Source organism: Streptomyces sp. NPDC028368 (genome assembly GCF_055565615.1).
On record NZ_JBVHTY010000003.1, the window covers coordinates 325,936 to 344,186 of the forward strand.

The 18,251-nt window shown below is 69.3% G+C and carries 17 protein-coding genes; 10 read left to right on the forward strand and 7 right to left on the reverse strand.

The genetic code is table 11. The features are described 5' to 3' along the window. Positions 1-33: 33 nt before the first annotated feature. The 5 genes from ACZ4S3_RS08555 to ACZ4S3_RS08575 all read right to left on the reverse strand — a co-directional run bounded on the left by ACZ4S3_RS08555 (position 34) and on the right by ACZ4S3_RS08575 (position 5,656). Positions 34-1,458, reverse strand: a complete 1,425-nt coding sequence (locus ACZ4S3_RS08555) for an amidohydrolase family protein (protein ID WP_467928421.1) — start codon at positions 1,456-1,458, stop codon at positions 34-36. Between the two features lie 128 nt (positions 1,459-1,586). Next, entirely contained in the window at positions 1,587-2,402 is an 816-nt protein-coding gene (locus ACZ4S3_RS08560; RefSeq protein ID WP_467929665.1) for a succinate dehydrogenase/fumarate reductase iron-sulfur subunit, read from the reverse strand. A gap of 53 nt (positions 2,403-2,455) precedes the next feature. Next, complete coding sequence (locus ACZ4S3_RS08565) at positions 2,456-4,423, reverse strand: fumarate reductase/succinate dehydrogenase flavoprotein subunit (RefSeq protein WP_467928424.1); 1,968 nt, start codon at positions 4,421-4,423, stop codon at positions 2,456-2,458. 41 nt (positions 4,424-4,464) lie between these two features. Further along, entirely contained in the window at positions 4,465-5,292 is an 828-nt protein-coding gene (locus ACZ4S3_RS08570; protein ID WP_467928427.1) for a hypothetical protein, read from the reverse strand. A gap of 64 nt (positions 5,293-5,356) precedes the next feature. Beyond that, positions 5,357-5,656 carry a hypothetical protein gene (locus tag ACZ4S3_RS08575; protein WP_467928432.1) on the reverse strand — a complete coding sequence of 100 codons (300 nt, stop codon included), beginning with the start codon at positions 5,654-5,656 and terminating at the stop codon, positions 5,357-5,359. Positions 5,657-6,035: 379 nt separating this feature from the next. On the opposite strand from ACZ4S3_RS08575, the gene ACZ4S3_RS08580 reads away from it, so the two are divergent. From ACZ4S3_RS08580 to ACZ4S3_RS08600, 5 genes are all read left to right on the forward strand, one after another. After that, complete coding sequence (locus ACZ4S3_RS08580) at positions 6,036-8,345, forward strand: ABC transporter family substrate-binding protein (protein ID WP_467928436.1); 2,310 nt, start codon at positions 6,036-6,038, stop codon at positions 8,343-8,345. Between the two features lie 188 nt (positions 8,346-8,533). Further along, positions 8,534-10,405, forward strand: a complete 1,872-nt coding sequence (gene typA, locus ACZ4S3_RS08585; protein WP_467928441.1) for a translational GTPase TypA — start codon at positions 8,534-8,536, stop codon at positions 10,403-10,405. A gap of 118 nt (positions 10,406-10,523) precedes the next feature. Further along, the gene (locus ACZ4S3_RS08590; RefSeq protein WP_467928445.1) at positions 10,524-10,829 is read left to right on the forward strand and encodes a DUF1330 domain-containing protein; all 306 of its coding nucleotides are present in this window, start codon (positions 10,524-10,526) and stop codon (positions 10,827-10,829) included. Positions 10,830-10,857: 28 nt separating this feature from the next. Beyond that, positions 10,858-11,340 (forward strand): SitI3 family protein, encoded by a 483-nt coding sequence (locus tag ACZ4S3_RS08595; RefSeq protein WP_467928449.1) that lies wholly within the window; start codon positions 10,858-10,860, stop codon positions 11,338-11,340. A gap of 264 nt (positions 11,341-11,604) precedes the next feature. Beyond that, complete coding sequence (locus ACZ4S3_RS08600; RefSeq protein WP_467929670.1) at positions 11,605-12,393, forward strand: COG4705 family protein; 789 nt, start codon at positions 11,605-11,607, stop codon at positions 12,391-12,393. Between the two features lie 35 nt (positions 12,394-12,428). Here ACZ4S3_RS08600 and ACZ4S3_RS08605 read toward each other — a convergent pair whose 3' ends face one another. Together ACZ4S3_RS08605 and ACZ4S3_RS08610 are read right to left on the reverse strand one after the other, a co-directional pair. Next, positions 12,429-12,824: a hypothetical protein gene (locus ACZ4S3_RS08605; protein ID WP_467928453.1), complete on the reverse strand. Its 396-nt coding sequence runs from the start codon at positions 12,822-12,824 to the stop codon at positions 12,429-12,431. Then, a complete protein-coding gene (locus ACZ4S3_RS08610) occupies positions 12,818-13,474 on the reverse strand; it encodes a TIGR03086 family metal-binding protein (protein ID WP_467928458.1) in 657 nt (218 codons plus the stop codon). Before ACZ4S3_RS08610 ends, ACZ4S3_RS08605 begins: the two co-directional genes overlap by 7 nt. 51 nt (positions 13,475-13,525) lie before the next feature. Here ACZ4S3_RS08610 and ACZ4S3_RS08615 point away from each other — a divergent pair, with 51 nt between their 5' ends. The 5 genes from ACZ4S3_RS08615 (at position 13,526) to ACZ4S3_RS08635 (ending at position 18,230) form a co-directional block, all read left to right on the forward strand. Continuing rightward, positions 13,526-14,059 (forward strand): MarR family winged helix-turn-helix transcriptional regulator, encoded by a 534-nt coding sequence (locus ACZ4S3_RS08615; RefSeq protein WP_467928462.1) that lies wholly within the window; start codon positions 13,526-13,528, stop codon positions 14,057-14,059. Between the two features lie 94 nt (positions 14,060-14,153). Then, positions 14,154-14,486, forward strand: a complete 333-nt coding sequence (locus ACZ4S3_RS08620; RefSeq protein WP_467928467.1) for an antibiotic biosynthesis monooxygenase family protein — start codon at positions 14,154-14,156, stop codon at positions 14,484-14,486. A 212-nt stretch (positions 14,487-14,698) separates the two neighbouring features. Then, the gene (locus tag ACZ4S3_RS08625; protein ID WP_467928472.1) at positions 14,699-16,318 is read left to right on the forward strand and encodes a peptide ABC transporter substrate-binding protein; all 1,620 of its coding nucleotides are present in this window, start codon (positions 14,699-14,701) and stop codon (positions 16,316-16,318) included. 18 nt (positions 16,319-16,336) lie between these two features. Next, on the forward strand, positions 16,337-17,260 hold the full coding sequence (locus ACZ4S3_RS08630; RefSeq protein WP_467928474.1) for an ABC transporter permease: 924 nt from the start codon (positions 16,337-16,339) through the stop codon (positions 17,258-17,260). Continuing rightward, a complete protein-coding gene (locus tag ACZ4S3_RS08635) occupies positions 17,253-18,230 on the forward strand; it encodes an ABC transporter permease (RefSeq protein ID WP_467928477.1) in 978 nt (325 codons plus the stop codon). The genes ACZ4S3_RS08630 and ACZ4S3_RS08635 overlap by 8 nt, the downstream gene beginning before the upstream one ends. The last annotated feature ends 21 nt before the right edge of the window (positions 18,231-18,251 follow it).

The following is an 18,251-nucleotide window of genomic DNA, read 5'->3' on the forward strand; positions in this document are numbered from 1 at the left end:
GGGCCGGGCGCGGGCGCGTACGGCCCGCCCGGTTCAGAGGCTGCGGATGTGGTTCGCGGCCAGCTCCGCCTCGCGGACCACCTTCTCGGTGTCCACATGCACCAGTTCGCCCCGCGACTTGCGCAGATGACCGTCGACGAAGACCTCGCTCACGTTCGGCGGCTGGCCGTTGAGCACGATCTGGCTGGTCCAGTCGAAGCGCGGGGCGAAGTTGAGGGTGCCGGGGTCCAGGACCAGGACGTCGGCGCACTTGCCCGGGGTCAGCGAGCCGACCCGGTCGGCCATCCCGATGCACTCCGCGCCGCCCAGCGTCGCCATCCGCAGCACGGCCGGGATCGTGGGATGGATCCCGGCGTCCTCGTGCCGCGCCCGCTGCAGCCCGACGGCCGCCTTCATCACATTGAACATGTCCGAGGTGTCGTTGGTCCCGCCGTCGTGCCCGAGCCCGGCCCGGACGCCGTGCCGGTGCAGGGCAGGCAGCGGGATGATGCCGGAGGCCAGCCGCATATTGCTGAGCGGACAGTGCGCGACCCGCACATCGTGCTCGCCGGCCAGTGCGATCTCCTCGTCGGTGAGGTGGATCGCGTGGTTCATCAGCAGGTCCGGGCCGAAGGCGCCGGTCTCGCGCAGCGCGCGGACCGGGTCGTCCTTGCGGTCGTCGCGGTGTTCGAGGACATGGGAGTTGAGCATTACGCCGAGGTCCCGGGCGACCTCGTGGAACTGCCGCAGCTCCTTGAGCGCGGACATGCCCGCATGCACCGACACCTGTGCGGAGGCCAGCGCCAGCGGGTCGAGGAAGTCCTTCTTGATCTCGGGGATGAGGTGGATATCGGCCGCGCCCTGCGTCGATGCGTAGACGAACCGCAGCCCGGCGTCGTCCAGCGCGCGGATATAGCGCTCGCTGGTGTCGTACGGGATGGGGTGCACCCAGTCGACGACGGTGGTGACGCCCGCCTGGAGGGCGTCGAGGGCGGCCAGATGGACGAAGCGGTACATGTCCCGGGCGTCGATCCTGGGCAGGGTGACGCGGTTGCAGTCGGCCAGCCAGCCGTTGAGGTCCTGCGCCGAGCAGCCCCCGCGGATGCTGGACTGCCACAGGTGGTTGTGCAGATCGACGAAGCCGGGGAGGACGAGTTTGCCGCTCGCGTCCACCACCCGGGTGCCGTGCGGCACGTCCAGTCCCTTGCCGACGGCGGCGATCTTGCCGTCCCGCATCAGGACATCGGTGCCGCCCTCGAGCGTGCCCAGCGATCCCTTGCCGACCTCGGGGTCCATGGTGAGCACCAGATCCGCGCCGCGCAGCACGGTGGTGCGCCGCTCGGCCCGTATCTCCTCCGGCGTCTCTCGTGATCTCTCGGGCCGCTCCCGGCCTTCGGCGGGGATACCGGCCGCCGCCGCCAGAGGGACGCTGCCGATACCCGCCAGAACCCTGCGCCGGCTCACTCTCGGAAAGTTCATTCCGTTCTTATACCGCGCTGGCGAGCCGACGCCGTGAGATCATTTCCGGTCAAGTGACGTGTCGTCAGAACCTCATGAGTAATGACGACTTGGGGGGAATTCGCGACCGCCCATCGGGCGGCGGCCGGTCACTCGCCACGCCGCCGGATCTTGTTCCCGAGCCACACCAGCGGGTCGTACTTGCGGTCCGCCGCGCGCTCCTTGAGCGGGATCAGCGCATTGTCGGTGATCTTGATGTTCTCGGGGCAGACCTCCGTGCAGCACTTGGTGATGTTGCAGTAGCCCAGGCCGTGCTCGTCCTGCGCGGTGCGCTTGCGGTCCAGTCCGTTCTCCGGGGCGGCGTCCAGCGGATGCATGTCGAGTTCGGCGATGCGCATCAGGAAACGCGGTCCGGCGAAAGCAGGCTTGTTCTCTTCGTGGTCGCGCACCACATGGCAGGTGTCCTGGCACAGGAAGCACTCGATGCACTTACGGAACTCCTGCGAGCGGTTCACATCCTCCTGCTGCATGCGGTACTCGCCGGGGGCCAGTTCCGCGGGCGGGACGAACGCCGGGACCTCACGGGCCTTGGTGTAGTTGAACGACACATCGGTGACCAGGTCGCGGATGACGGGGAAGGCCCGCATCGGCGTGACCGTGATCGTCTCCGTACGGTCGAACACCGACATCCGCGTCATACACATCAGCCGCGGCCGCCCGTTGATCTCCGCGCTGCACGAACCGCACTTGCCCGCCTTGCAGTTCCAGCGCACCGCCAGATCGGAGGCCTGGGTCGCCTGGAGGCGGTGGATGATGTCCAGCACCACCTCGCCGTCGTGCACCTCGACCGAGAAGTCCTCCAGGCCGCCGCCGTCCGCGTCGCCCCGCCACACGCGGAAGTGCGCCTGGTACGCGCCGGACTGCCCGTTCGCCGCCGGCCCGTCGGCGGTCCGTCCGCTCGCCACCTGCCCGCTCGCGGTCTCCCCGCTCGCCGTCTCCCCGCTCACTGTCTGCCCGGTCACCGGCCCAGCTCCTCGTCCGTCAGGTACTTCACCAGCTCCTCCTTCTCGAAGAGTTCGAGGAGATCGGGGCGGATCGGCGGGGTCTCGCGGCGGGTCAGCCGGATCTGGCCCAGCGCCGGGTCCGCCGGTACCCCATCCGCCCGGGAATCGGCCGGCTCGCAGACCAGATTGATGTTGCGCCAGCGCCGGTCCATCATCGGGTGGTCGTCGCGGGTGTGCCCGCCGCGGCTCTCCTCGCGCTCCAGCGCCGCCCGCGCCACACACTCGCTGACCAGCAGCATGTTCCGCAGATCGAGGGACAGATGCCAGCCGGGGTTGTACTGCCGGTGCCCCTCCACACCGGCCCGCCGGGCCCGTACCCGCAGCCCGGCCAGCCGCTGGAGCGCCTCGGCCATCTCGCCCTCCCGGCGGATGATGCCGACCAGGTCGTTCATCGACTGCTGGAGTTCCTGGTGGAGGGTGTACGGATTCTCGGCCGGGCCGCCGCCGTCAGCGGCGCCCTGCCGTTCGTCCTCGGCGCTGAAGGGCCGCAGCGCCTCCGCCTCGGCCGCATCCACCTGCGGCTCGTCGGGGACCGGCCGCACGGTCACCGCCGCCGCGTACTCGGCGGCGTGCAGCCCGGCCCGGCGGCCGAAGACCAGCAGGTCGGACAGTGAATTGCCGCCCAGACGGTTGGATCCGTGCATGCCGCCGGCCACCTCACCGGCCGCGAACAGACCGGGCACACCGGTTGCCGCCGCGGTGTCCGGGTCCACGTCCACCCCGCCCATCACGTAGTGACAGGTCGGGCCGACCTCCATCGGCTCGGCCGTGATGTCGACGTCCGCCAGCTCCTTGAACTGGTGATGCATGGACGGCAGCCGCCGCTTGATCACCTCGGCCGGCATCCGTGTCGAGACATCCAGGAAGACGCCGCCGTGCGGGGAGCCGCGGCCCGCCTTGACCTCGGCGTTGATGGCACGCGCGACCTCGTCGCGGGGCAGCAGCTCGGGCGGCCGGCGGTTGTTGTCCGGGTCCTCGTACCAGCGGTCGCCCTCGTCCTCCGACTGCGCGTACTTCTCCTTGAAGACGTCCGGGATGTAGTCGAACATGAAGCGCTTGCCCTCGCTGTTGCGCAGCACCCCGCCGTCGCCGCGCACCGATTCGGTGACGAGGATCCCCTTCACCGACGGCGGCCAGACCATCCCGGTCGGGTGGAACTGCACGAACTCCATGTTGATCAGCGGCGCTCCGGCCAGCAGCGCCAATGCGTGCCCGTCGCCGGTGTACTCCCAGGAATTCGACGTCACCTTGAAGGACTTGCCGATCCCGCCGGTGGCCAGCACCACGGCGGGGGCTTCGAGGACGAAGAAGCGGCCGGACTCCCGCTCGTAGCAGAAGGCGCCCGCGACGCGGTCGCCCGCGGCGGAGCCGCTATCGGCACGAGCTTTGAGCACACGGGTGACGGTGCACTCCTGGAAGACCTTCAGCCTGGCGTCGTACGCGCCGAATTCCCGCTCGTCCTCCTGCTGCAGGGAGACGATCTTCTGCTGGAGGGTACGGATCAGCTCCAGGCCGGTACGGTCCCCGACATGCGCCAGGCGCGGGTACTCGTGGCCGCCGAAGTTGCGCTGCGAGATCCGGCCGTCCGCGGTGCGGTCGAAGAGCGCGCCCCAGGTCTCCAGTTCCCAGACGCGGTCGGGGGCCTCCCGGGCGTGCAGCTCCGCCATCCGCCAGTGGTTGAGGAACTTCCCGCCGCGCATGGTGTCGCGGAAGTGCACCTGCCAGTTGTCGTGCTCGTTGGCGTTGCCCATGCTGGCCGCGATGCCGCCCTCGGCCATCACCGTATGGGCCTTGCCGAACAGGGACTTGCAGATCACGGCCGTCCGCATACCCGCCTCGCGGGCCTCGATCGCGGCGCGCAGGCCGGCCCCGCCGGCCCCCACCACGACCACGTCCCATGCCTGCCGGTCCACATGCGCCATCGAGGACACACCTTTCCTATGCCGAGGGGAAGAAGTTGTCGTCAGAAGAAGCGCGGATCGGCGAAGGCCCCGGTGGCCAGCAGATACACATACAGATCCGCGAACCCGACGCTCAGGAGCGAGCACCAGGCGAGCAGCATGTGCCGTTCGTTGAGCTTGCCGACCCAGCCCCAGAGCCGGTAGCGCACCGGGTGCTTGGAGAAGTGCCGCAGCCGGCCGCCGATGATGTGCCGGCAGGAGTGGCACGAGAGGGTGTAGGCCCAGATCAGCACGATGTTGGCGAGGAAGACCAGCGTGCCCAGCCCCATATGGCCCCAGGCGTAGTGCTCGTCGCGGAAGGTCAGCGCCGTGTCGTACGTCAGGACCAGGGCCACCAGCACCGCGAAGTAGAAGAAGTAGCGGTGGAGGTTCTGCAGCACCAGCGGGAAGCGGGTCTCGCCGGTGTACTTCTTGTGCGGCTCGGCGACCGCACAGGCCGGCGGCGAGGCCCAGAAGCCGCGGTAGTAGGCCTTGCGGTAGTAGTAGCAGGTCAGCCGGAAGCCCAGCGGGAAGATCAGGATCAGCAGCGCGGGGGACAGGCCCCACCAGCTGCCGAAGATCTCCCAGTTGGGCCCGCCGCGCATGGTGTGGCAGTTCTGTGCCAGACACGGCGAGTAGAACGGCGACACATAGGGCGCGTGGTAGTAGTCGGCGTTCGCGAAGGCCCGCCACGTCGAGTAGACGATGAAGGCGAGCAGCCCGGCAGCGGTGCAGGCCGGAGCCAGCCACCAGCGGTCGGTCCGCAGGTGGCGGGCGGGGATGGCGGCACGCGAGGCGGCATGCACGCCGGTCGCGCCCGCTTGCGGTGAGGGTTCGATGCCAGTGGCCAACGTCGGTCTCCGTGAAGGGCGCTCCGTCGGGGCGCGGCTGGGCGGGCGGGGATGAGGGGGACCCCTAGGGCGCGTGCCGGTCCTTGGCACCGAGGCCCTCGTCCTCGGCGTCCGTCCACAGCGCGGAGTCGTACGGGGCGTCGGAGACCGGCACCATCTCGTCGCCGTTGGCACCGGACCGGGCCGGCTTCGCGCCCGCGGCGCTCTCCTTCAACAAGCCCAGGCTCTCGCGCAGATGGTCCGCATCGCTGCGGATCCGCCGGATGTCCAGCCCGGCCCCGACCTGCTGCTCCAGCCGCGCCACCGACCGGTTCAGCTCGGTCAGGTTGCGTTCAACCGCCTTCAAGTCGTCCTGAAGGGACATACGTGCCCTCACCTCCGGAGAATGTGGTGGGCGATCACATGCGCCCGCGAGTGTCGCGCGTCACAGTAGGCGTTGGGAAGGGGTGCGGCGCGATTACGACTCGAACCGGTGCGTTTCGGCAATCATGCGCCGCGGCGGGTGTCGAACGCGGGTGCGGGCATGACGCGTACGGGCCGTCCGCCGACCGCCATTCGAGGCGCTGTGTGCCCCCATCCGAGGCCCGGCACTGGGCCGGGCGAGTGGCCTTACCGGGGCGGTCGACGTGTCGTTCGGACGTGCCGTGACCGGTCGCCTTCAGTGGGGGAGCCATAGATGTGATGAGCCGCAAAGTCGGCCGAACGTGTTGGCGCGGCGCGGGCGAGCCTCGGAGGTAACTGCCATGACCGACCAAGTCAGCTCAGCGTGCCGCAGGCGCCGCTGTGCCGCGCTGATCGCGGCGGGGGTGCTGCTTCCGCTGCCTGTCCTGGCCGGATGCAGCGACGACTCGGACGCGGCGGCCGCGGCCCAGGACATCGCCCCGGCCGCGCGGGAACGGCTGAAGGACGGCGGTACGGTCCGCTGGGCCGTTGACACCATGCCCGGCACCCTCAACGCCTTCCAGGCCGATGCCGACGCCACCACCGCACGGATCACCAGCGCCGTGCTGCCCAGCCTCTTCACCGTCGACGACCGCGGCAGGCCGCAGCGCAATGCCGACTACCTGGACGCGGCCGACATCAGCGCCCGCGACCCGAAGCAGGTCGTCACGTACAAGATCAATCCCAAGGCGCGGTGGAGCGACGGCCGGAAGATCGGCGCGGCGGACTTCATCGCCCAGTGGAAGGCGCTGCGCGGCAAGGACAACGCGTTCTGGACCGCCCGCAACGCCGGATACGACCGGATCGCCAAGGTCACCAGGGGCGCCGGAAAGCACGAGGTCAAGGTCACCTTCGGCAAGCCGTATGCCGACTGGCGGTCCCTGTTCACGCCGCTGTATCCGCAGAGCGTGATGGGGGACGCCGATGTTTTCAACGACGGGACCCGCGAGCGGCTCAAGGTCGCGGCCGGGCCGTTCATGATGGGCGAGCGGGTCAAGGACAGCGACCGCGTCACCCTGGTCCGTAACCCGAAGTGGTGGGGCGCCCGCGCCAAGCTCGACAGCATCGTCTTCACGGAGCTGCCGCGGGAAGAGCGGGCCGCCGCCCTGGCCGCGGGGGCCATCGACGTCGCCGAGGTCGACCAGGGCGCCGCCAAGAAGGTCGCCGAGGCCCGCCACCCGGCCGGCTCCGGGACCAAGGCCGAGACGGACGCGAAACCGGCGGCACCGGCGAAGCTGCGCGGCTACACCGTCCGCAAGGCCCTGGAGCCCGCCTACACCCAGCTCGCCCTCAACGGCAGCACCGGCCCGCTCACCGACGAGCGGGTCCGCCGCGCGGTGGCCCGCGCCATCGACCGGCAGGCGCTCGCCGACACCGTCCTCAAGCCCCTCAGCCTGCCCGCGAAGCCGCTCGGCAGCCATCTGCTGATGGCCGGGCAGGACGGGTACGAGGACCACAGCGACGCGGTCGGCGGGCAGGACGCCTCCGCGGCCAGGGCGCTGCTCGCGGACGCGGGCTGGAAGCCGGGCGGGCTCACCGAGCAGGCCAAGCAGAAGCCGGGCGCGGGCGCGCCCAGCGCGTCGGGTGCCGCCGCCGAGTCGTCCGCGTCCCCGAAGGCGGGCTCCGCGGACAACCGCAACCCGGCCCGGCCGGACCGCGCCGACCGGGCCAATGGGCAGGCCCATGAGGCCGATGCCCGGCCCGCGGCCGCCGACGCCCCGCTGTCCGCCGCGGGCGCGGTGGGCTCCGAGGTCCAGCAGTCCGCGCTGCTGCGCCAGAGCGCCGCCTTCTACAAGGAGGAGGCCGCGGCTCAGGAGGAGGCGGACGGCGGCGCGTCCGAGACCTCCCGGACGTTCCAGCGGCACGCCGCGCGGGCGATGGGTGAGGCCGAGCGGGTCGAGATCGGCCAGGTCTCCGAGGCCGGCGAGGCGCGCCCGCTGAGCGCCGAGCAGGCGCGCGAGGCGCGGGCGGAGGCGGCGCGGGCGGAGCACCCGATGGCCGCCGCACAGGTCGCCGCCGGCACCGGCCCCGAGGCCGGGGTCGCGGCGAAGAGGCAGGGCAAGCCGGTTCAGGTCCCCGCCATGAAAAAGGACGGCAAGCCGCTGACCTTGCGCTTCGTCCTCCCCGACGGCGCCGGCTCCGAGCAGCTGCGCACCGTGGGCGAGCGGATCTCGGCCATGCTCGGCAAAGTCGGCATCCAGACGTCCGTCCAGCGGGTCGCCGACGCCAGCTACTTCCAGGACCACATCGCCGCCGGCGACTACGACCTGGCGCTCTACTCCTGGCCGGGCACCGCCTACCCCGCGACCGACGCCCGCCCGATCTACGCCAAGCCGGAGCCCGCGGCCGACGGCTCGCTCGCCGTCGAGCAGAACTACACCCGGGTCGGCACCGACCACATCAACCAGCTCTTCGACGAGGCGGTCTCCGAGCTGGACGAGGACGCGGCCGGCAAGCTCATGGCCCAGGCCGATGCCCGTATCTGGGCGGCCGCCGGATCGATCCCGCTCTATCAGCGCCCGGAACTGGTGGCCACCAGGAAATCCCTCGCCAATGTCGGCGCGTTCGGATTTGCCTCGCCCCGCTTCCAGGACATCGGCTACACGAAGTAAGGGTGGAGCCAGAGCCAACAATCGGTAAGAAATCGCAGGTCAGAGGTTGTACATACGGGCTGTGGCGGCCGATGTCGCCGCAGCCCCGTACCATGGGGTGAGGTCGTGGCGTATGCAAGCCCGGCCGAGAGGCACACGTACCGGACCGTACGTGCCGCCACCCACGATCCGGGAGAAGCGCCGCCAGTATGCCCACCCGCCACGACATTCGTAACGTAGCCATCGTCGCCCACGTCGACCACGGCAAGACGACCATCGTCGACGCCATGCTCAAGCAGGCCGGTGCCTTCGCCGCGCACGCCGCTGAGTCGCTCGACGACCGCATGATGGACTCGAACGACCTGGAGCGTGAGAAGGGCATCACGATCCTGGCCAAGAACACGGCCGTCAAGTACCACCCCAAGGATGGCGGCGACGTCATCACCATCAACATCATCGACACCCCCGGCCACGCCGACTTCGGTGGCGAGGTCGAGCGCGGCCTGTCGATGGTGGACGCGGTCGTCCTCCTCGTCGACGCCTCCGAGGGTCCGCTGCCGCAGACCCGCTTCGTGCTCCGCAAGGCCCTCCAGGCCCGGATGCCGGTCATCCTGTGCATCAACAAGACGGACCGCCCGGACTCCCGGATCGACGAGGTCGTCAACGAGACGTACGACCTCTTCCTCGACCTGGACGCCGACGAGGACCAGATCGAGTTCCCGATCGTCTACGCCTGCGGCCGTGACGGCATCGCCTCGCTGACCAAGCCGGAGGACGGCACCGTCCCCGCGGACAGCGACAGCCTGGAGCCGTTCTTCTCCACGATCCTGCAGCACGTCCCCGCCCCGGAGTACGACGAGGAGGCGCCGCTGCAGGCCCACGTCACCAACCTGGACGCGGACAACTTCCTCGGCCGCATCGCGCTCTGCCGCGTCGAGCAGGGCGAGCTGCGCAAGGGCCAGACGGTCACCTGGATCAAGCGTGACGGGACGCAGCAGAACGTCCGCATCACCGAGCTCATGATGACCGAGGCGCTCACCCGCAAGCCCGCCGACAAGGCGGGCCCGGGCGACATCTGCGCCATCGCCGGCATCGGGGACATCATGATCGGCGAGACCCTCGCCGACCCCGAGAACCCGATCGCGCTCCCGCTGATCACGGTCGACGAGCCCGCGATCTCCATGACCATCGGCACGAACACCTCGCCGCTGGTCGGCAAGGGCGGCAAGGGCCACAAGGTCACCGCCCGCCAGGTGAAGGACCGCCTGGACAAGGAGCTGATCGGTAACGTCTCGCTCCGCGTCCTGGACACCGAGCGCCCCGACGCCTGGGAGGTCCAGGGCCGTGGTGAGCTCGCGCTCGCCATCCTGGTCGAGCAGATGCGCCGTGAGGGCTTCGAGCTGACCGTCGGCAAGCCCGAGGTGGTCACCAAGGAGGTCAACGGCAAGGTGCACGAGCCGATCGAGCGCATGACGATCGACTCGCCCGAGGAGCACCTCGGCGCCATCACGCAGCTGATGGCGACCCGCAAGGGCCGCATGGAGACGATGACGAACCACGGTTCGGGCTGGATCCGCATGGAGTGGATCGTCCCGTCGCGCGGCCTGATCGGCTTCCGTACGGAGTTCCTCACGCAGACCCGCGGCACGGGCATCGCGCACTCCATCTTCGAGGGCCACGAGCCGTGGTTCGGCGAGCTGCGCACCCGTCACAACGGCTCCCTTGTCGCCGACCGTTCCGGCTCGGTCACGCCGTTCGCGATGGTCAACCTCCAGGAGCGCGGTGTCATCTTCACCGAGGCCGGCACCGAGGTGTACGAGGGCATGATCGTCGGCGAGAACTCGCGCGCCGACGACATGGACGTGAACATCACCAAGGAGAAGAAGCTCACCAACATGCGTGCGGCTTCCGCGGACACGACCGAGAACGTCGTGCCCGCGCGCAAGCTCTCGCTCGAGCAGTCCCTGGAGTTCTGCCGCGACGACGAGTGCATCGAGGTGACCCCGGAGACCGTGCGTATCCGCAAGGTCGTCCTCGACCAGAAGGAGCGCGGCCGCGCCGCCTCCCGCGCCAAGCGCTGACGCTGCGCCCGGCCTGAGCCGGTTGTGACGGGGCGCCCCCTTTGGGGGCGCCCCGTCCGCGTTGCGCGGGGCCGTAAATCGGGCGCCCTGGAGGCGTCCGCGTCGTAGGGTCTGCGGCATGACTGCCTATGTGATCGCGGACGTTCAACTCACCGGCGATGCCGAGGAACTGGAGCAGTACCGCGCCGGTGTCCTCGCCACCCTCGAGCCCTACGGCGGGCGGTTTCTCGTACGCGGGGGAGCGTTTCACGTCCTCGAGGGCGACTGGAGCCCCAGCCGGATGGTGGTCCTCGAGTTCCCGAGCGTCGCGGCCGCCCAGGCATGGAACGACTCGGCGGCCTATCAGGCGATCGCCCCGCTGCGTGTCCGTAACGCCGACACCAAGCGGCTGATCGTCGAGGGGACGCCGGACGGCGGGCGGTGATGCGGACGGCTGGACGAAGGATCGATCGATGGCCATTTCCTACAGCTTCGACATGGCGACGCTCACGCCCGCGGCGCACGTCGCCCGGCAGCTGTGCGACGTCGCCCGGTCAGTCGGACTGTTCGACGCGTCGGTCACCCCGGAGCGGGTGCTCGACGACGGCGCGTCGACCGGGCGGGACATGTGGATCCGCGTGGGTGAGGAGAAGCCGCAGCCGCCGTGGAACCCCGTGATCGCCGATCTCGGGTTCACCCCGACCGTATGGGCGGTGTTCCGGCTCGGCAGGTCGGATCCATCCGTCCAGCAGGACGACATGATCCGGCTGGTGTCCGCCCTCCTGGACCGGAACTTCGGCGATGCGGTACTGCACTTCCAGTTCGAGGTCATCTGGCTGCTGCGGCGCGGTGCCGAGCTGACACTGAACGACCGGGACGATGTGTGGCCCCCGCACCGCCTGGCCGCGGTCTCCCCGCCCTACCGCCGCGCGACCCACACCTTCGCCGACGAGTGACACCGGCCTGCCGCACGGCGCTGCCGCAGCGGTAGCCGGCCGCCGGCACCAACTCCCTTCACGGTGCGGGCCGTTCTTACCGAGGGAAGCGGCCCGGTGGCCTTTTCCGAGCCGGGCCCGAGCCAGAGCGGCAAATTCCCCACCAATTCACCGCCGAAATTCACACCTCCCTCACGGGCCTCTCTTACCTTCGGTCGTACGGAATGGGTATACGGCTCGGGGGAATTAGGAATCGGCGAATTCGGTGTGCCATCCTTGCCGACCATGACGACAGGCCAACTCCAGCAGGACAGGTCCGTAATGGGCCCTGCGCGGAACGCAATGAGCAAGGTCCCGGAAGTGACGGTCTACTTCTGGATCATCAAGCTGCTGACCACCGGAATGGGCGAAACGCTCTCGGATTACCTGGCTCATGTCCTCGACCCCATGACCGCCGTCGGTCTCGCCGGCGCGGCCCTGGTCGTCACCGTGGTGGTGCAGTTCTGCATACGCCGCTATGTGGCCTGGATCTACTGGACCGCCATCGTCATGGTGAGTGTGTTCGGCACGATGGCCGCCGATGTGGTCCATATCGGACTGGGTATTCCCTATCTGACATCGACCGTGACGTTTCTGGCCGTATTGGCCGCGGTATTCGCCCTCTGGTTCGCGAGTGAGAAAACGCTGTCCATCCACAGCATTTACACCAGCCGCCGGGAAGGCTTCTACTGGGCCACGGTGCTGGCTACCTTCGCGCTCGGCACCGCCGCGGGCGATATGACCGCCGGAACTCTGGGGCTGGGATATTTCGGCTCGATCGGCGTGTTCGCCGTGGTGATGGCCATTCCGGCCCTGGGCCGCTGGAAGCTCGGCCTGGGCGCCATTCCGGCCTTCTGGTTCGCCTATGTCGTGACCCGGCCGCTCGGGGCCTCGATCGCGGACTGGATGGCGGCGCCGGCCACCCGTGGCGGGCTGGGGCTGGGCACCGGACCGGTCAGCCTGTACTGGCTGATCGCGATCCTCGGCTTCGTCGGCTATGTGGCCGCCACGCGCAAGGATGTCGCCCGGCCGTGAGCCCTTGCCGCCGGCCCGACGGTGAACGGTAACGCTCAACTCGCCCGCCGCAACGGCCGGATGGCGGCCTGCGCACGGTCCCAGATCCCCGGTGGATCCCAGCGGGCCGCCGTCCATGTGGTCGAGGCCAGGGACCCGCGCCCCCGGTAGCGACGCATGATGTCGACGTGCGGCGGCCAGGCGATGAAGCGGCGCAGGGCGGCCTCGTCACGCCAGACGGCGACCGCGCCGCAGCGGCGGGCGGTCGGGGCCGCCCACAGCCGTACCGCGAGCGCCCCCTCCAGGCCGGGCCAGCCGGCCGTGAGGCGGCGGGCGGCGAGATGGACGCCCGGCAGGTCGGTGATCCGGGCGAGGGTGAAGTCGGTGAGGCTGACCAGCACCGGGCCGTCGTGGCCGCGCTCCGCGCCCGGCGTCCAGGACGACGTCAGCACGGCGGGGCCCAGGACGGGGAACGGCCCAGCGCCGTCAGGATCCGGTCCAGTGTGCTCGCGCCGTCGCCCGCCGGGAGTCCCGGGCGGAAGGCGCTCCCCGGGGCCAGCCGGTGGTCGTCGCCGGCCGGGACGGCCTGGGCGACAGGGAGCGCGGCCCGCAGCAGCTCCGGGGCGGGGTCGTACGGCAGGCCCAGTGTCCTGGCGACGTCCCAGCCGTGGACGACGTAGTCGATGAAGTGGAAGCCCATCGCAAGGGTGGCCGGGAACCTCTGGGCGCCGGTGAATTCGGGAAGGGCGAAGTCGGCGTCGGGCGACCGGACGGCGGCGAAGGCGGTGAGCGCCTCGTCGGCCGCATCGGCGTACCGCGCTACGGGGTCCTCGGCGGGCGGGCCGGCCGCCCAGTGCGCCAGATCCTGGCCGTCCCCGCGCGCGGCCGCCGCGAACCCCCGGTGTTGAACGGTCATATGGGCGAGCAGATCCGCCAGGGTCCAGGCCGAGCAGGGGGTCGGCCGGGACAGGTCCGCGGGGGTCACCCGGCGTACGACGGCCACGCTCTCCCGTACGGCTTCGCCATCCAGTGCCGTGATGCGGGCCAGCCTCTCCAGGCCCGGCATGCCGTGGTCCCGCTCCTCGGGAAAATTAGTATGCATGCACTTACGATCTGCTCGAGCGTACGATCTGTCAAGAGGTATTTTCTTGGCATGGCCGAGCACGCAGCGCACAGGGAGACGGCATCCGGGGAATCCGCGGCAACCGGGGAATCCGGGGAATCCGTGGAATCCGGGCGATCCGGGGAAGGGTCCGGCCGTCCCGACCTGGCGGCCATGGTCGTACCGCTGGGCCGCGCCCTGATGGCCGCCGAGCAGCCGATCCTGGACGGGCACGGCCTGGCCATGTGGGCCTACGCGGTGCTGCTGCGGCTCGAGAACACCCCGATCCGTTCCCAGGCGGCGCTGGCCGAGGCCATCGGGGCGGACAAGACCCGCATCATCGCCGTACTCGATGATCTGGACGCGCGCGGGCTGATCCTGCGCCGCCCCGACCCCGGCGACCGGCGGGTGCGGCTGCTGTCGCTCACCCCCGAGGGGCGCCGGCTGCGGGACGCCGTGCAGAGGGACATCCAGCGGGCGGAAGAGGAACTCCTGGCCCGGTTCCCGGCCGCGGAGCGGGAGAGCTTCGTACGGGTCCTGCGGGCGCTGGCCGCCGCCACGCCGAAGGGAAGAGCCGGCGCATGACGAAGCCGGGCAGGCGCTGATCGCAAACCGCCACCGGGTACCGCCCGGCCGCTTCCCGCACCCCGTTGTCAGTGGTCCCTGGCAGGGTGGCCGCATGGGAGAGACCACACGCATCGCAGCAGGGCGCGATGTCGCCACGTTGATCAATGTGTTCACCGTAGTGCCGGAGCGCCAGGGGGAGTTGGTGGCCCTGCTCGCCAGGGCGACCGAGGAAGTGATGCAGGGGCGGCTGGGGTTCATATCGGCGAATATTCACGCGAGCGAGGATGGCGAGCGGGTCGTGAATGACGCGCAGTGGGAGAGCGAGGCGCACTTCACGGCGATGCTGTCCGATCCGGTGGCGCGGGAGCATATGGCGCAGGCCGCCGCGATCGCCGAGAGCTATGACCCGCGGCTGTTCTCGGTGGAGTCCGTGCATCACGTGTAGGGGACGGCGCGGGGCGGGGGTGCGGCCCGTCGCCGCGCCCCCGTCACCCCGGGAAGACGACGAGCGGGCGGTAATGCGGCCATCCGACAGGGGCCACACGGGGGATTTCTAGGGTTTTCAGGGCGCTGCCGGTAAGCGGTGAGCGCATTATGTGGTCTTTTGCGCTCGTATAGAGCCAAAGGGCTTCGGAAAACCTGAGGAGGCAGCACCCCATGCGTGGAGCTACGCGCGCGAAGTGGGCCGTATGCGCCGTCGCCGTGGCCCTCGCGGCCACGGCCTGCGGAGGGGGTGGCGGCGGCGGAGAGAGTTCCGGGGTGGTCAGCTCGTCCTGGGGAGATCCGCAGAATCCGCTGGAGCCCGCGAACACCAATGAGGTGCAGGGCGGCAAGGTCATGGAGATGCTCTTCCGGGGGCTCAAGCGCTACAACCCCACGACCGGCGCCGCCGAGAACGTCATCGCGGACAAGATCGAGACGAAGGACTCGCAGAACTTCACGGTGACGCTGAAGAGCGGCTGGACCTTCAGCAACGGCGAGAAGGTCACCGCCAAGTCCTTCGTCGACGCCTGGAATTACGGCGCGCTGCTCACCAACAAGCAGAAGAACGCCTCCTTCTTCCAGTACATCGACGGATTCGACAAGGTGCATCCGAGCAGTGGCACCCCGACCGCCAAGACGCTGTCCGGGCTGACGGTGAAGGACGACAAGACCTTTACCGTCAAGCTCCATCAGAAGTTCTCCAGCTGGCCGGACACCCTCGGCTACTCGGCGTTCATGCCACTGCCGCAGGCCTTCTACAAGGATCACGACGCCTGGCTGAAGAAGCCGGTCGGCAACGGCCCCTACACGGTGGACTCGTACACCAAGGGCACCGTGATGAAGATGCGTAAGTGGGGGAAGTATCCGGGGTCCGACCCGGCCCGGAACGGCGGAATCGATCTGCGGGTGTACACGGACAACAACACCGCTTACACCGACCTGCAGGCGGGGAACCTCGACTTCGTCGACGATGTGCCCGCCGCACAGCTCAAGAACGTCAAGAAGGACCTCGGAAACCGCTACATCAATCAGCCGGCCGGAATCATTCAGACCCTCACCTTCCCCATGTACGACAAGAATTGGGGCCCGGGGAAGGAAAAGCTGCGGCAGGGCATCTCGATGGCGATCGACCGCGCGCAGATCACCAACGAGATCTTCCAGAAGACGCGGACGCCCGCCACGGACTGGACCTCGCCGGTGCTGGGGGCGAAAGGGGGCTACAAGGCGGGGCTGTGCGGCCAGTTCTGTGAGTTCCACGCGGACCAGGCACAGCAGCTGATCAAGGAGGCCGGCGGGCTGCCCGGCGGGAAGATGACCATCGCCTACAACGCGGACACCGGATCGCACAAGGACTGGATCGACGCGATCTGCAACAGCATCAACAACTCGCTGGGCAGCGACAAGGCATGTGTCGGCGCCCCGGTCGGTACGTTCGCGGACTTCCGCAACAAGATCTACGCGAAGCAGATGACCGGGCCGTTCCGGGCCGGCTGGCAGATGGACTATCCGCTGATCCAGAACTTCCTGCAGCCGTTGTACTACACCGACGCGGCCTCCAACGACGGCAAGTTCAGCAACCCCGACTTCGACAAGCTCGTCAATGAGGCGAATGCGCAGACGGACACCGCCAAGGCCGTCGCGAAATTCCAGGACGCGGAGAAGGTGCTGGTCGCACAGATGCCGTCCATTCCGCTGTGGTACCAGAACGGCAGCGGCGGCTACTCCGACCGGATCAGCAATGTGTCGCTGAACCCGTTCAGCGTTCCCGTCTACAACGAGATCAAGGTGGTGTGAGGCCCCCCGGCCCCGCTCATGGGACGCTATGTGATCCGGCGGCTGCTCCAGATGATCCCGGTGTTCATCGGCAGCACGTTCCTGATCTTCTTCATGGTGTACGCACTCGGAGACCCGGTCGCCGCACTGTTCGGCGACCGGGCACCCGACCCCGCAACCGCCGCCCAGATCCGCGCCGATCTCTATCTCGACCAGCCGCTGTGGAAGCAGTATCTGCACTACATGGGGCAGATCTTCCAGGGGAATTTCGGCACCGCGTTCAACGGCCAGTCGGTGACCGAGCTGATGGCCGACGCCTTTCCGGTCACCCTGCGGCTGACGCTGGTGGCCATCGTCATCGAAATCATCGTGGGCGTCGTGCTGGGCGTCTTCAGCGGTCTGCGGCGCGGGCGGAGCGTGGACACCTCGGTACTGCTCCTCACCCTCGTCGTGGTCTCCATCCCCACCTTCGTCAGCGGCTATGTGCTGCAGTTTCTGTTCGGGGTGCAGTGGGGCTGGGCGGCGCCGACCGTCGCCACCGAGGCGCCGCTGGGTGAACTCCTGCTGCCGGGGCTGGTGCTGGCGCTGGTGTCCCTCGCCTACGTCACCCGGCTGACCCGTACCTCCATCGCGGAGAACGCCCGCGCGGATTACGTCCGCACGGCCATCGCGAAAGGGCTGCCCCGGCACCGGGTCATCACCCGCCATCTGCTGCGCAATTCGCTGATCCCGGTCGTCACCTTCATCGGTACCGATATCGGTGCGCTGATGGGCGGGGCCATCGTCACCGAGCGCATCTTCAATATCCACGGCGTGGGATTCCAGCTCTACCAGGGGATCCTGCGGCAGAACTCGCCGACCGTGGTGGGCTTCGTGACGATTCTCGTCCTGGTCTTCCTGATCGCGAACCTGGTCGTCGACCTGCTGTACGCCGTCCTCGACCCGAGGATCCGCTATGCCTGATCCCTACGTTCCGAAGGAAGCCATCGGCCATGGGGACGGCGGCAGCGCCGCGCTGGCCATCGGCGAGGCCGAGTCGCTGGAGCGCGTCCCGGCGGCCGGTCCCCCCGGTGGTGAGCCCACGGGCAAGCCGCGCAGCCTGTGGAGCGACGCCTGGCACGATCTGCGCCGTAACCCCGTCTTCCTGGTGTCCGCGCTGGTCATCGTCTTCCTGGTGCTCATCGCGATCTGGCCGCAGCTGATCGCCACCGGCAACCCCTACCGCGCGGATCTGGCCAAGGCACAGGCAGGCGCCGCACCCGGCCACCCCTTCGGCTTCGACACCCAGGGCCGCGACGTCTACACCCGGGTGGTCTACGGCGCCCGCGCCTCCATCACCGTCGGCGTCTGCGCCACCGCGGGCGCCGCCCTGCTGGGCAGCCTGCTGGGCGGGCTGGCCGGGTTCTTCGGCCGCTGGTGGGACACCCTGCTGTCGCGGCTCGCGGACATCTTCTTCGGCATCCCGGTGATCCTCGGCGGCCTGGTCTTTCTGTCCGTCGTCACCAGCAGCACCGTCTGGCCGGTGGTCGGCTTCATCGTGCTGCTGGGCTGGCCGCAGATCTCCCGCATCGCGCGCGGCGCCGTGGTCACCGCCAAACAGAACGACTACGTCCAGGCGGCACGGGCACTGGGCGCCGGCAACGGGCGGTTGCTGCTGCGGCACATCGCCCCGAACGCCATCGCGCCCGTCATCGTCGTCGCCACCATCGCGCTCGGCACGTACATCGCGCTGGAGGCGACGCTGTCCTACCTCGGCGCGGGCCTCAAACCGCCGACCATCTCCTGGGGCATCGACATCTCCGCGGCCTCCACCTACATCCGCAACGCCCCGCACATGCTGCTGTGGCCCGCGGGCGCGCTGAGCATCACGGTGCTGGCGTTCATCATGCTCGGGGACGCGGTGCGCGACGCCCTCGACCCCAAGTTGCGCTGAGGAGTGGGCAGATGACCGAGC

Bases quoted from the DNA above. Each gene is read 5' to 3' on its own strand.
- ACZ4S3_RS08555 (WP_467928421.1), bottom strand. From the start codon at position 1,458: ATGAACTTTCCGAGAGTGAGCCGGCGCAGGGTTCTGGCGGGTATCGGC.
- ACZ4S3_RS08565 (WP_467928424.1), bottom strand. From the start codon at position 4,423: ATGGCGCATGTGGACCGGCAGGCATGGGACGTGGTCGTGGTGGGGGCC.
- ACZ4S3_RS08575 (WP_467928432.1), bottom strand. From the start codon at position 5,656: ATGTCCCTTCAGGACGACTTGAAGGCGGTTGAACGCAACCTGACCGAG.
- ACZ4S3_RS08580 (WP_467928436.1), top strand. From the start codon at position 6,036: ATGACCGACCAAGTCAGCTCAGCGTGCCGCAGGCGCCGCTGTGCCGCG.
- typA (WP_467928441.1), top strand. From the start codon at position 8,534: ATGCCCACCCGCCACGACATTCGTAACGTAGCCATCGTCGCCCACGTC.
- ACZ4S3_RS08590 (WP_467928445.1), top strand. From the start codon at position 10,524: ATGACTGCCTATGTGATCGCGGACGTTCAACTCACCGGCGATGCCGAG.
- ACZ4S3_RS08595 (WP_467928449.1), top strand. From the start codon at position 10,858: ATGGCCATTTCCTACAGCTTCGACATGGCGACGCTCACGCCCGCGGCG.
- ACZ4S3_RS08600 (WP_467929670.1), top strand. From the start codon at position 11,605: ATGACGACAGGCCAACTCCAGCAGGACAGGTCCGTAATGGGCCCTGCG.
- ACZ4S3_RS08610 (WP_467928458.1), bottom strand. From the start codon at position 13,474: ATGCATACTAATTTTCCCGAGGAGCGGGACCACGGCATGCCGGGCCTG.
- ACZ4S3_RS08615 (WP_467928462.1), top strand. From the start codon at position 13,526: ATGGCCGAGCACGCAGCGCACAGGGAGACGGCATCCGGGGAATCCGCG.
- ACZ4S3_RS08620 (WP_467928467.1), top strand. From the start codon at position 14,154: ATGGGAGAGACCACACGCATCGCAGCAGGGCGCGATGTCGCCACGTTG.
- ACZ4S3_RS08625 (WP_467928472.1), top strand. From the start codon at position 14,699: ATGCGTGGAGCTACGCGCGCGAAGTGGGCCGTATGCGCCGTCGCCGTG.
- ACZ4S3_RS08630 (WP_467928474.1), top strand. From the start codon at position 16,337: ATGGGACGCTATGTGATCCGGCGGCTGCTCCAGATGATCCCGGTGTTC.
- ACZ4S3_RS08635 (WP_467928477.1), top strand. From the start codon at position 17,253: ATGCCTGATCCCTACGTTCCGAAGGAAGCCATCGGCCATGGGGACGGC.